Raw genomic sequence first — 12,445 nt, forward strand, 5'->3', positions numbered from 1 at the left:
GGCGCTAGGCGAATTTCAGGTTCAGTCGATCCAGGATGGCGCAGACAAAAGGCCACACCAGGGTGCTGGTTACCGCCGGCAACAAATAGGTAAATCCCGGATTGCCGCCCCCCAGCAACTGGTCCACGAAGTGCACGAACATCTGGTTGATCCCCAGCAGCAGGAACACCATCAGGCATTGCTGCGGCAGCGGGAACATCCGCAAACGCTGGTGTGTCGTCAGGACCAGAAAGGCCACCAGCGCCATGGCCAGGGCATTGACGCCCAGGGTGCTCGACTCCAGGACGTCAAGGCACAGCCCCAGTACCCAGGCGACCAGCACACCGAAACGACTGGGAGCCCGGAACGTCCAGTAGAACACCATCAGCCCCAGCCACTCGGGTCGATAGACGAGCCACTGGACCGGGAACATCGAGATACTCAGGACCAGCGACACCAGGATGCTGACCGCAAAAACCGGGTAACTGATGACAGACAGGCTCATTCGCTACCCTCGCTGTCGGCGGCATTTCCGGTTCCAGCCCCGGTCGTCGCCTGGGTGCAATCCACCTCACCTGGCGGGCATCCATCTTCACCGGCGCGGACCTGCGGTTGGAACACCACCAGGACCAGGTCGCTCTGGTTCAGCTTGGCTTCCGGTTCGGCCTGAATGTTGGCAAAGGGCTCACCGGGTTCGCTGTAAATACGGGTCACCTTGGCCACCGGGTAGCCTTTCGGGAAACGCCCACCCAGGCCGGAGCTGACCAACTCGTCGCCCTCGCGTATGTCGGCCGTATCGGGTACGTGCACCAGATCCAGGGTATCGGGATCGCCGGTGCCCAGCAGGATGGCCCGGACGCCGCTGCGCAGGACTTCCACAGGCACGGCGTGACTGCTGTCGGAAATCAGCAACACGCGTGACGTGAAGCGACTGGTCTGGACAACCTGCCCCATCAGGCCGTGGGCATCGAGGATGGCCTGACCTTCGGTGACGCCGTCGCGGGAGCCCTTATTGATGATCACTTCGTGGGAAAAGGGATCCGGCGAGACACCGATTACATCGGCAACCACAACCGTTTCGTCCAGTTGCGTCGCCACGCCGTTGAGGCTTCTCAGCTCGATGTTGTCGGCCGCCAGGGAGGCGTACTTGATCGATCGACGCTCCAGTACCAGCAGGCGGGCGCGCAGGGATTCGTTCTCTTCGATCAGCTCATCCCGGCTGGTGAACAGGTTGGCGCCCCACTCCGACAGGCTGTCCGGTACGTGCCCGAGCCAGACGACAGGCGTCAATGCGGAGCTGAGCCAGCTCCGCAGCTCGTCCACCCGGCCGAAACGGGAATCCAGAACCACAAGCACCAACGACAGAACCACGACCAGCAACAGCCGGAATCCTGGAATCGGTCCTCTTGCAAACAGCGTCTCGATAGCTCAATTCTCCCCGCTTAAAACGACAACCGCCGCTGCGACGAATCGACAGCGGCGGCCAGGTGCGGTGCCACAGCGCACCGCCAACGTCTGCTAGCGAAAGCCGGATCAGCCTTCGTGTGAAAACATGCCAATGCCGCCCCGGTCGATGACCTCAAGCGCCTTGCCACCACCCCGCGCCACACAGGTCAGCGGATCTTCAGCGACGATAACCGGCAGGCCGGTCTCTTCACTGAGGAGCTTGTCCAGCCCCCGCAACAGGGCGCCACCGCCAGTCAGCACGATACCGCGCTCGGCGATGTCGGAAGCCAGCTCGGGCGGCGACTGCTCCAGCGCGCTCTTAACGGTCTGGACGATCTGTGCGAGCGATTCCTGCAGAGCTTCCAGGATCTCTTCGCTGTTCAGGGTAAAGGCCCGGGGAACGCCCTCAGCCAGGTTGCGGCCGCGCACGTCGATCTCACGAATCTCGACGCCTTCGTAGGCGCAGCCGATCTCATGCTTGATGCGCTCGGCGGTCGAGTCGCCGATCAGGCTGCCGTAATTACGGCGCACATAGGTCACGATCGCCTCGTCGAACTTGTCACCACCAACGCGCACGGACTCGGCATAAACGATGCCGTTCAGCGAGATGATGGCAATTTCCGTGGTACCACCACCGATGTCGACAATCATGGAACCACTGGCCTCTTCCACCGGCAGGCCGGCACCAATGGCCGCGGCCATCGGCTCCTCGATCAGGAACACTTCCCGCGCGCCAGCACCCATGGCGGATTCGCGAATCGCCTTGCGTTCAACCTGGGTGGATTTACTCGGCACACACACCAGAACCCGCGGGCTCGGCGTGATAAAGCTGTTCTCGTGCACCTTGTGAATAAAGTGCTGCAGCATTTTCTCGGTGACCACAAAGTCAGCGATAACACCATCTTTCAGCGGGCGGATGGCGGTGATATTGCCTGGCGTACGACCCAGCATCCGCTTGGCCTCGCCACCGACGGCAGCGACCATCTTCTGGGCATTATTGGTGCGAATCGCCACAACGGACGGTTCGTTCAGGACAATACCGCGGTCACGGACATAGATAAGGGTGTTGGCCGTCCCCAGGTCAATGGATAAATCACTGGAAAAAAGACCACGAATTTTCTTGATGAGCATTAGCGTATTTTCAACCTGAGAAAAGCTGTGAAACGTCTGTTTAAGTCGATCGGCTTCCAGAACAGGCCTGCCCGGCCAAGTCCCTGGCACCACTCCGGCCGGCATGACGAATCCCGGAGAGGGCCTGGCCATTTCGGGCGATTCGCCCCTTTTCAGAAGAGCTTACCGAGCCTGCTGACGAGCCAAAGGACTTAATCAGAAGTTCCTTTGCAAAATGAATGCGGCAACTTTAGCAGTGGGCCGGTATACAGGCAAGGCTCATAACAGGCCGGAAGCGGCGTCATATCTGCCTTACTGTCCGGTCGGCATGACCTGTCGCATTTGCCGGAATATGCCCATCGCCGCCTCCCGTACGCGCTCCAATCTGTTACCATACGGCGCCATCAAAGAAACGTCTGGAAAGATGAGGGCACGTCACCCGTGTCCCTGGACCTTTTCAGCATCCATAAGTTCACCGTTAAGTGGAGACGTTACGTGGCCATATCCCGCGAGGAGATTGAAAAAGTCGCCCTGCTGGCACGCATCCGCCTGGAAGACAGCCAGGTCGGCGCCCTGGAGAAGGACGTCGGCAATATCCTGAATCTGGTGGATCAGCTCCAGTCCGCCGACACCTCGTCGGTCGAACCCCTGGCACATCCCCTCGATGCCACCCAACGCCTGCGCGCGGACGAAGTCACCGAGCACGACCAGCGCGAAGCGTTCCAGCGCATTGCCCCGGCGACCGAGGACGGCCTTTATCTGGTGCCCCGCGTCATCGAGTGATGCACCGCGCCACGCCAGCCGAATGACGACCCAGACTGTTACGGACACACTTTATGCACGACAAGACTGTTGCTGAACTGGCCCGCGACCTTGAGCAGGGCACCGTTTCCAGCGTCGAACTGACCCAACATTTCCTCGATCGGATCCGTCACGAGGACACCCGCTACAACAGCTTTATTACGGTCACCGAAGACGAAGCCCTGCGGGATGCGAAGGCCGCCGACGAGCGGCGAGCGCGAGGCGAAGCCACACCCTGGACCGGCATCCCCTTCGCCCACAAGGACATCTTCTGCACCGACGGCGTACGCACCACCTGCGGTTCGCGCATGCTGGACAATTTCGTCCCGCCATACGACGCCACCGTGACGACGCGCTTCCGCCAAGCCGGCGCCGTCTGCCTGGGCAAGACCAACATGGACGAGTTTGCCATGGGCTCCTCGACCGAGAGCAGCTACTACGGTGCAACGCTCAACCCCTGGGGTGACAACCTGGTTCCGGGCGGCTCTTCCGGCGGCTCCGCCGCGGCCGTTGCGGCACGCCTGGTCCCGGCCGCGACAGGCACGGATACCGGCGGCTCCATCCGCCAGCCGGCGGCCCTGTGCGGCATTACCGGCCTCAAACCGACTTATGGCCGCGTCTCCCGCTATGGCATGATCGCGTTCGCCTCCAGCCTGGACCAGGGCGGCACCATGGCCCGTACCGCCGAAGACAACGCCCTGATGCTGAACGTGATGGCGGGCTTCGATCCGAAGGACTCCACCTGCATCGATCGCCCGGTACCGGACTACACCGCCACGCTGAACCAACCGCTCAAGGGCCTGAAAGTCGGCCTGCCCAGGGAATACTTCAGCGACCAGTTGGACGGCAGGATGGCGGGGCAGGTGCGGGCCGCCATCGCTGAGTACGAAAAGCTGGGCGCCACCGTGCAGGACATCTCCCTGCCCAACACGCATCTGGCGATTGCCGCCTACTACATCATTGCCCCGGCGGAGGCCTCGGCCAACCTGTCGCGTTTCGACGGCGTGCGCTACGGCTATCGCTGCGAGAACCCGAAAGACCTGATGGACCTGTATACCCGTACCCGCGCCGAAGGCTTCGGGGAAGAGGTCAAACGCCGGATCCTGGTGGGCACCTACGCGTTGTCCGCCGGCTACTACGACGCCTATTACCTGAAGGCGCAGAAGGTCCGCCGCCTGATCCAGCAGGATTTCATCGAAGCGTTCAAGTCGGTCGACATCATCATGGGCCCGGCCGCGCCAACCCCGGCGTTCGGCATCGGTTCCAAGACCGACGACCCGGTCAAGATGTACCTGGAAGACATCTACACCATCGCCATCAACCTGGCCGGTGTGCCGGCGATGTCGGTTCCGGCGGGCCAGATCGACGGCCTGCCGGTTGGCCTGCAACTGATCGGCAACTACTTCGACGAGGCGCGGCTGCTCAACGCCGCCCACCAGTTCCAGCAGGCCACAGACTGGCACACACTGACACCCAAGGGCTGAACCAGAAGGACGACACATCATGCAATGGGAAGTTGTGATCGGGCTGGAAATCCACGTTCAGCTCGCCACCCAGACCAAGATCTTTTCCGGCACCAGCACCGCTTACGGTGCGGCGCCCAACACCCAGGCCAGTGCCGTTGACCTGGCCATGCCGGGCACCCTGCCCGTCGCCAACGAGCAGGCATTCCGCTACGCCACCATGTTCGGCCTGGCGATCGACGCGGACATCAACCGCCGTTCCGTCTTCGAGCGCAAGAACTACTTCTACCCGGACCTGCCCAAGGGCTACCAGACCACCCAACTGGCCCAGCCCATCGTCGGCCCGGGCCATGTGGACATCCGTCTGGAAAACGGCGTCGAGAAACGGGTACGCATCCACCACGCGCACCTGGAAGAGGATGCCGGCAAGTCGCTGCACGAGGACTACCACGGCATGACCGGCATTGACCTGAACCGCGCCGGTACACCACTGATCGAGATCGTCACCGAACCGGACATGCGCAGCGCCGAGGAGGCCGTCGCCTTCGCCCGCAAACTGCATGGCCTGGTTACGTCGCTGGGCATCTGCGATGGCGACATGTCCCAGGGATCGATGCGCTTCGACGTCAACGTATCCGTGCGCCCGGCGGGCACCGATCAGCTCGGCACCCGCACCGAAACCAAGAACCTGAACTCGTTCCGGTTCATGGAGGCCGCGATCCACCACGAAGTCGAGCGTCAGATCGACATCCTCGAGGATGGCGGCGAGATCGTGCAGGAAACCCGCCTCTACAACGGCGACCGGAACGAAAGCCGCTCCATGCGGACCAAGGAGGAAGCCAACGACTACCGTTACTTCCCCTGCCCCGACCTGCTGCCTGTCGAGATCGACGACGCCTTCATCGACAGCGTAAGAGCGGTCATGCCGGAGCTGCCCGATACCAAGGAAGCCCGGTTCAAGGCGGACTACGGCCTGTCCGACTACGACGCCGGCCTGCTCAGCAACAATGCCGCGACGGCCGAATACTTCGAAGCCACGGCGAAGACGGGCGGCGACGCCAAGCTGGCCGCTAACTGGATCCTGGGCGAGCTCAGTGCGCGCCTGAATGCCGCCGACCTGACCATCAGGCAGAGCCCGGTCCCGGCGGAACGTCTGGGCGCCCTGGTCCAGCGCATCGCCGACAATACGCTGTCATCCTCCGGCGCCAAGAAGGTATTCGAGTTGCTATGGAACGGTGATGAAACAGCCGTCGATGGCATTATCGAGCGCGAGGGCCTGAAGCAGGTGTCCGATACTGGCGAACTGGAGAAACTGGTGGACAGTGTGCTGGCGGATATGGGCGAGCAGATTGCCCAGTATCGCGCCGAAGAGGATCCCAAGAAGCGCAAGAAGCTGATGGGCGGTTTCATGGGCCCGCTGATGAAAGCCTCCAAGGGCCAGGGCAACCCGAAACTGCTGAACGAAATCCTGCAGAAAAAGCTGGAAGGCTGACTCCGCAGGTACGACCCGGCCCCGGATTACCGGGGCCCGATCGATTCTCCGAAGCGTCGGCGCCGCGCCATTGAGCCAGCACTTTCTACAGGAGCTCGGCCCACAAGTCATGCTCGTCCGCATGAGTGACCCTGACCCGGACGATCTGCCCGGGCGCCAGGTCCACCTCGTCGTTCAAGTAGACCATCCCGTCGATTTCCGGGGCATCCGCCTTGCTGCGGCCAATCGCCCCCTCGCCATCGACTTCGTCGATCAACACCTCGATCTCGGAACCGATCTTCTGCTGTAACCGGGCCGCACTGATTTCCGCCTGTTTGGCCATGAAGCGCGCCAGACGCGCCTCCTTAACGTCTTCCGGCACCGCACCATCCAGCTCGTTGGCCGGCGCCCCCTCGACCGGGCTGTACTTGAACGCCCCGACGCGATCCAGCTGTGCCTCATCCAGCCAGTCGAGCAGGTACTGGAAGTCTTCCTCGGTTTCACCGGGGAAACCGACGATGAACGTCGAGCGGATGGTCAACTGCGGACAGATTTCCCGCCACTTGCGGATGCGCTCCAGCGTCTTGCTGTCATGGGCCGGCCGCTTCATGGCCTTCAACACCCGCGGACTGGCGTGCTGGAACGGAATATCCAGGTAGGGCAGGATTCTGCCCGCGGCCATCAACGGGATCACGTCATCCACGTGCGGATAAGGATAGACGTAGTGCAGGCGCACCCAGACGCCCAGCTCGCCCAGCGCTTCGCACAGCGCCAGCATGCGGGTCTTGAGCGGGCGCCCCTGCCAGAAGCCGGTGCGATACTTCACATCGACGCCATAGGCACTGGTGTCCTGGGAAATCACCAGCAGTTCGCGCACGCCCGCGTCGACCAGGCGCTTCGCCTCATCCATCACGTCACCCACCGGTCGGCTGACCAGGTCGCCGCGCATGGACGGAATGATGCAGAAGGTACAGCGGTGGTTGCAGCCTTCGGAAATTTTCAGGTAGGCGTAATGACGCGGCGTCAGCTTGATGCCCTGGGGCGGCACCAGATCAACGAAGGGATCGTGCGAAACCGGTCGCGGCACATATTGATGCACCGCACCGACCACCTCTTCATAGGCCTGCGGGCCGGTGACCGCCAGGACGCCGGGATGGGACTGACGAATCCGCTCCCCTTCCACGCCCATACAACCGGTCACGATCACCTTGCCGTTTTCCTTGATCGCCTCGCCGATGGCATCCAGCGATTCCTGCTTGGCGGCATCGATGAAGCCACAGGTGTTGACGACCACAACGTCCGCATCATCATAGCTGGGGACGACTTCATAGCCATCGGTGCGCAGTTGGGTCAGGATCCGTTCCGAATCGACCAGCGCCTTGGGGCACCCCAGGCTAACGAACCCGACTTTGCCGCCTGAAGCAGCCGTTTTTTGATTCTCGCTCATAAAACCCGCTCTACGGTCATCCAATCCATAGGTCGCTGCCTCACCGGCCCGCAAAGGGCCATTATTGTACCCCAGCCAACAGGCATCTGCTGCAACCGGCAACCTGCGACTCACACCGCACAACCGACGACAGACGCGACACACTTCTTGCCCCATTTTGCAAACGGGTCTATGCTTTCAGGTCGTTAGCATCGATTGTAAAATACGAAAGCGGGCAGAGACGGCACAGATCGGTCAGCACGTCGATCCGGACTTCAGGGCGCATTTATGGGCAGTGCACTAAATCCGTTTCCGTCAACACTCGACGGGCTTAAAAACATGGGTGGCAAACCGAACCTCCGACAACAGCAACGCATATCGACCCGGTTGCCAGTCACTGTCATTAACCTCGAAGGCAAAAGCCTGACCTGCCAAACGGCCAACCTCTCCCGGGCCGGCATGATGGTCGAATGCGAGAGTGATCGCATCGACACCCTCATCAGCGACCGCCGGACCATTGCCCCCAAGGATCCGGTCGCCCTTGACGTTCACTTTTCCGTTCCCGTGGTGACGGTGCAATCCGTCAATGTCACCGCCCGCTGCCATGTGGTGCACGTACGCCGCATTTCCCGGAAGATCTTTCACCTGGGCCTGCAGTTCAGCCACTTCGAGGGCAATGGCCACGACTACGTGGATCAGTACGTCAGCCGTAAACTGGCCAAAGACTGAAGCCGCCCGGTTGGCATATTGTTATATCCCTAAACTATAGTGTCCCGCCTTCTTATAGCGCCGCTGTCTCTGGTATAGTCTCGCTCCAAGATTGGACGCTTCTGCAACCGGTTTATCCGGCGCGGCCAGCGGCACTTCCGTTCCGTTGCTCCTAACGCAACCGGGGAGCCTGCCGCCGGCTGTTCAACGTCCCGAATCGCTTATCATCAAAGGCACCCCATGCAACCGGTAACTGGATCATGACCACCTATAACCTGACGCATCTCAAACAACTGGAAGCTGAAAGCATCCATATCATCCGGGAAGTGGCCGCTGAATTCGACAACCCGGTCATGCTCTACTCCATCGGCAAGGACTCCTCGGTGATGCTGCACCTGGCACGCAAGGCGTTCTACCCGGGCAAGATCCCGTTCAAGCTGATGCACGTGGACACGACCTGGAAATTCAAGGAAATGATCAAGTTCCGGGACGAACAGGCGAAGAAGTACGACCTCGACCTGATCGTGCACATCAACCAGGAAGGCGTTGATGCCGGGATTGGTCCGTTCACCCACGGCAGTGCCAAGCACACCGACGTGATGAAGACCCAGTCCCTCAAGCAGGCGCTGAACAAGTACAAGTTCGACGCCGCTTTCGGAGGCGCGCGCCGCGACGAGGAAAAGTCCCGCGCCAAGGAGCGGGTCTACTCCTTCCGCGATGAATACCATCGCTGGGATCCCAAGAACCAGCGTCCCGAGCTCTGGAACATCTACAACGGCAAGATCAACAAGGGGGAGAGCATCCGGGTCTTCCCGCTGTCCAACTGGACCGAGCTGGACATCTGGCAGTACATCTATCTCGAGAACATCGAGATTGTCCCGCTGTACTACGCTGCCGAACGCCCGGTGGTCGAGCGTGACGGTACGCTGATCATGGTCGACGACGACCGTATGCCGCTGGAAGAAGGCGAGAAGCCGATGATGAAATCGGTCCGCTTCCGGACGCTGGGCTGCTACCCGCTGACCGGCGCCATCGAGTCCAAGGCCGACACCCTGACCGATATCATCCAGGAAATGCTGCTGGCGAAGAGCTCCGAACGCCAGGGCCGCGTGATCGATCACGATTCCGCCGGCTCCATGGAACAGAAGAAACGCGAAGGTTACTTCTAAACCGGCAACAGTCCGCCAGCCAGACAGCATCTACGGGAAAAGAATCATGTCACACCAGTCTGAATTGATCGCTGAAGATATTCACGCGTACCTCAAACAGCACGAAGAAAAGGAGCTGCTGCGCCTGCTGACCTGCGGCAGTGTGGATGACGGCAAGAGCACGCTGATTGGCCGCCTGCTCCACGACACCAAGATGATCTACGAAGATCACATGGCCAGCCTCAAGGCGGACAGCGCCAAGCTGGGCACCACCGGCGAGAAGCTGGACCTGGCCCTGCTGGTGGATGGCCTGCAGGCGGAGCGGGAGCAGGGCATCACCATCGATGTGGCTTACCGCTATTTCTCCACCGACAAGCGCAAGTTCATCATCGCCGACACCCCGGGCCACGAGCAGTACACCCGGAACATGGCGACCGGCGCCTCCACCGCGCAGCTGGCGGTCGTGATGATCGACGCCCGTCACGGGGTCCTTACCCAGACGCGCCGCCACTCGTTCATCGCATCCCTGCAGGGCATCAAGCACATCGTGGTTGCCATCAACAAGATGGACCTGGTGGACTTCAGCGAAGAGCGGTTCGAGGAGATCAAGAAAGACTACCTTGAGTTTGCCGAAAAGCTGGGCCTGCAGGACATCCGGTTCGTGCCGATTTCCGCGCTGGAAGGCGATAACGTCGTCAACCGTAGCGAAAACACCCCCTGGTTCACCGGTCAGCCGCTGATGGAAATACTGGAAACCGTGGAAGTCTCCCGCGACAAGAACATGGAGCACTTCCGGTTCCCGGTGCAGTACGTCAACCGGCCGAACCTGAACTTCCGCGGTTTCAGTGGCACCATCGCCTCCGGTGTGATCCGTCCGGGCGACGCCATCATGGCCCTGCCCTCACGCCGTACCAGCAAGGTGAAGGAAATCGTCACGTTCGACGGCAACCTGGACAGCGCCTACATCGACCAGGCCGTGACCCTGACCCTGGAAGACGAAATCGACGTCAGCCGCGGCGACATGCTGGTCAAACCCGGCGATGAGCCGCTGGTGAGCAACAAGTTCGACGCCCACATCGTCTGGATGATCGACCAGCCGATGGCCCAGAACCGCCTGTACGACATCAAGCTGGGACCGAACTTCACGTCCGGCTCGGTGACCGCCGTTCGCCACCAGATCGACGTCAACACATTGGATCAGGACCGCACCCGGGATCACCTGGACCTGAACGAGATCGGCCTGTGTGAAGTGACCCTGAGCCAGCCGGTCGCCTTCGACCCGTACCCGCGCAATCGCGCCACCGGGGCGTTCATCATCATCGACCGCCTGACCAACGTCACCATCGGCGCCGGCATGATCAGCGGGCTGGCCAAGTCCAGCGACGACGCCCTGCAACCGGTCACGGCCGAAGAGCGCGAGCGTCGCCTGTCCCAGAAGCCGCTGATCATAGGCTGCACCGGCACCCAGGCGCCGGAGTTGGCGCGGGCCATCGAGCGCAAACTGTTCGACCTGGGTAAGACCAGCGTGGTGCTGACGGACGACAATGCGGGCAACGCCGACGACCGTCGCCGCAGCGCCCAGGTCCTCACCGCGCACGGCCTGATCGCCGTTGCCGTTAACATCGGCGACGACATCGCTGCCGTCGGCGCCTCCGCCGACGCCGAGAGCGACGTTGCCGCGACGGCCGACAAACTGGTGCAGGAGCTGATCAGCAAGCAACGGATCTGATAAGCTTCAGGGCGCCTCTGACTGACTCCGGATCACCTCTGGCAGTCAGAGACGCCCGCGGCCACTAACAACCTAAGCACGGCCATGACCGGTTACCACGGGTCATGGCCGTTTTGCGTTCCCAGAGGACATCCATGGCGATCAAACAGCTGCGAATCACCTTTGCCAGCCAGATGCAGCCCGGGCACGAGGCCCAGGTCCGCCCCGGCAAGACCCTGTCCGAGCCCGGCGGCGACTACGAGGGGCTGCACAAACAGCTCAAGCGTCTGTTCAACGCCAAACCCGGCAAGAAATACGGCCGTTTCAGCGACGACATTGGCGAAAGCCCCGCCAGTGCCTGGTTCCGGGATTACCTGGAAGGCAAGCAGACCTTCGAAAGCCTGACCGACAAACTGTTTGGCCAGTGGCAGGAACTGCTGACCGGCTGCCAGGAGGAATACTTCGGCCACCTGATGCTGGTCCACGAAGCCCTGGCCGACGGTGAAGTGATCTACCTGGTCGCGCTGGAGAGCGACAGTGCCCTGCGACTGGACCACGAGCAGAACCTGGACGCCACCGACGTATTGAGCCTGTCCCGGCTCAACCTCGCCCTGCGACTGGAGGTGGAAGACTGGCTCGGGGACCATCCGTCGGAGAATTTCCTGACCCTGGTCCATGCCCGGGGTACCGGCGAGCCGGGCGAGCTGTTCATTCGCCTGTGCGGTTTTACCAACCAGGTGGATGTGGAAAAAGAAACCCTGACGTTCCTCAACGCCGTGGAAGCGTTCGCCGCCCAGACGGACGAGCCGGAGAAAGCCGGCCAGGTGCGCTCAAAGGCCTACGAATTCTGCAAGGAACAGCACGCCCTGGGCGAGCCCGTTGCGATTGACGCCCTGTCCGGCTATCTGGACGAAGACCAACCGGACCGCTTCCGCCAGTTCGCATCCGAGACCCAGGAGATCCCCAACGATGCCGTCCTGCACCCGGACCATCGCAAGGTGAAGAAACTGGTGCGGATTTCCGGGTCCGGCGGCGGGATGAGCGTCTCGTTCTCGTCCGACCTGGTAAACCAGGCGGTGTACTACGACCGTGACAACGACGCGCTGACCATCACCCGCCTGCCCAAGGCCCTGCGGGAACAGCTGCAGCGGTACCTGGAAAGCCGGGAAGAAAAAGGCGGGTAAC

11 protein-coding genes are annotated in these 12,445 nt (G+C 61.6%); 7 read left to right on the forward strand and 4 right to left on the reverse strand.

Translation table 11 applies throughout. The annotated features are described in order from the left end of the window. Positions 1-4: 4 nt before the first annotated feature. The 3 genes from mreD to EZI54_RS07675 form a co-directional block, all read right to left on the reverse strand. Positions 5-484: a rod shape-determining protein MreD gene (gene mreD / locus EZI54_RS07665; RefSeq protein WP_131480679.1), complete on the reverse strand. Its 480-nt coding sequence runs from the start codon at positions 482-484 to the stop codon at positions 5-7. Then, the gene (gene mreC, locus EZI54_RS07670; RefSeq protein ID WP_131480681.1) at positions 481-1,395 is read right to left on the reverse strand and encodes a rod shape-determining protein MreC; all 915 of its coding nucleotides are present in this window, start codon (positions 1,393-1,395) and stop codon (positions 481-483) included. The genes mreD and mreC overlap by 4 nt, the downstream gene beginning before the upstream one ends. Before the next feature lie 117 nt (positions 1,396-1,512). Then, positions 1,513-2,556 carry a rod shape-determining protein gene (locus EZI54_RS07675; RefSeq protein ID WP_004581576.1) on the reverse strand — a complete coding sequence of 348 codons (1,044 nt, stop codon included), beginning with the start codon at positions 2,554-2,556 and terminating at the stop codon, positions 1,513-1,515. A gap of 474 nt (positions 2,557-3,030) precedes the next feature. On the opposite strand from EZI54_RS07675, the gene gatC reads away from it, so the two are divergent. The 3 genes from gatC to gatB are packed head-to-tail and all read left to right on the forward strand — an operon-like array spanning position 3,031 to position 6,291. Further along, positions 3,031-3,318, forward strand: a complete 288-nt coding sequence (gatC, locus tag EZI54_RS07680; RefSeq protein WP_131480683.1) for an Asp-tRNA(Asn)/Glu-tRNA(Gln) amidotransferase subunit GatC — start codon at positions 3,031-3,033, stop codon at positions 3,316-3,318. A gap of 53 nt (positions 3,319-3,371) precedes the next feature. Further along, the gene (gene gatA, locus EZI54_RS07685; protein ID WP_131480685.1) at positions 3,372-4,820 is read left to right on the forward strand and encodes an Asp-tRNA(Asn)/Glu-tRNA(Gln) amidotransferase subunit GatA; all 1,449 of its coding nucleotides are present in this window, start codon (positions 3,372-3,374) and stop codon (positions 4,818-4,820) included. A gap of 19 nt (positions 4,821-4,839) precedes the next feature. Then, entirely contained in the window at positions 4,840-6,291 is a 1,452-nt protein-coding gene (gatB, locus tag EZI54_RS07690) for an Asp-tRNA(Asn)/Glu-tRNA(Gln) amidotransferase subunit GatB (protein ID WP_131480687.1), read from the forward strand. 85 nt (positions 6,292-6,376) lie between these two features. On the opposite strand, the gene rimO is transcribed toward gatB, so the two are convergent. Then, positions 6,377-7,717, reverse strand: a complete 1,341-nt coding sequence (gene rimO, locus EZI54_RS07695; RefSeq protein ID WP_131480689.1) for a 30S ribosomal protein S12 methylthiotransferase RimO — start codon at positions 7,715-7,717, stop codon at positions 6,377-6,379. 318 nt (positions 7,718-8,035) lie between these two features. On the opposite strand from rimO, the gene EZI54_RS07700 reads away from it, so the two are divergent. The 4 genes from EZI54_RS07700 to EZI54_RS07715 all read left to right on the forward strand — a co-directional run bounded on the left by EZI54_RS07700 (position 8,036) and on the right by EZI54_RS07715 (position 12,444). Continuing rightward, a complete protein-coding gene (locus EZI54_RS07700) occupies positions 8,036-8,425 on the forward strand; it encodes a PilZ domain-containing protein (RefSeq protein ID WP_242674377.1) in 390 nt (129 codons plus the stop codon). Positions 8,426-8,664: 239 nt separating this feature from the next. Beyond that, complete coding sequence (gene cysD, locus EZI54_RS07705) at positions 8,665-9,573, forward strand: sulfate adenylyltransferase subunit CysD (RefSeq protein ID WP_131480692.1); 909 nt, start codon at positions 8,665-8,667, stop codon at positions 9,571-9,573. A 46-nt stretch (positions 9,574-9,619) separates the two neighbouring features. Beyond that, the gene (cysN, locus tag EZI54_RS07710) at positions 9,620-11,281 is read left to right on the forward strand and encodes a sulfate adenylyltransferase subunit CysN (protein WP_131480694.1); all 1,662 of its coding nucleotides are present in this window, start codon (positions 9,620-9,622) and stop codon (positions 11,279-11,281) included. Between the two features lie 134 nt (positions 11,282-11,415). Then, positions 11,416-12,444, forward strand: coding sequence for a nucleoid-associated protein (locus tag EZI54_RS07715; RefSeq protein WP_131480696.1), 1,029 nt, complete (start codon positions 11,416-11,418; stop codon positions 12,442-12,444). The last annotated feature ends 1 nt before the right edge of the window (position 12,445 follow it).

Source organism: Marinobacter halodurans (assembly GCF_004327985.1).
Classification (GTDB): domain Bacteria; phylum Pseudomonadota; class Gammaproteobacteria; order Pseudomonadales; family Oleiphilaceae; genus Marinobacter_A; species Marinobacter_A halodurans.

Coding starts and splice junctions, on each gene's coding strand:
- mreD (WP_131480679.1), bottom strand. CDS start 484: ATGAGCCTGTCTGTCATCAGTTACCCGGTTTTTGCGGTCAGCATCCTG.
- EZI54_RS07675 (WP_004581576.1), bottom strand. CDS start 2,556: ATGCTCATCAAGAAAATTCGTGGTCTTTTTTCCAGTGATTTATCCATT.
- gatA (WP_131480685.1), top strand. CDS start 3,372: ATGCACGACAAGACTGTTGCTGAACTGGCCCGCGACCTTGAGCAGGGC.
- gatB (WP_131480687.1), top strand. CDS start 4,840: ATGCAATGGGAAGTTGTGATCGGGCTGGAAATCCACGTTCAGCTCGCC.
- rimO (WP_131480689.1), bottom strand. CDS start 7,717: ATGAGCGAGAATCAAAAAACGGCTGCTTCAGGCGGCAAAGTCGGGTTC.
- EZI54_RS07700 (WP_242674377.1), top strand. CDS start 8,036: ATGGGTGGCAAACCGAACCTCCGACAACAGCAACGCATATCGACCCGG.
- cysD (WP_131480692.1), top strand. CDS start 8,665: ATGACCACCTATAACCTGACGCATCTCAAACAACTGGAAGCTGAAAGC.
- cysN (WP_131480694.1), top strand. CDS start 9,620: ATGTCACACCAGTCTGAATTGATCGCTGAAGATATTCACGCGTACCTC.
- EZI54_RS07715 (WP_131480696.1), top strand. CDS start 11,416: ATGGCGATCAAACAGCTGCGAATCACCTTTGCCAGCCAGATGCAGCCC.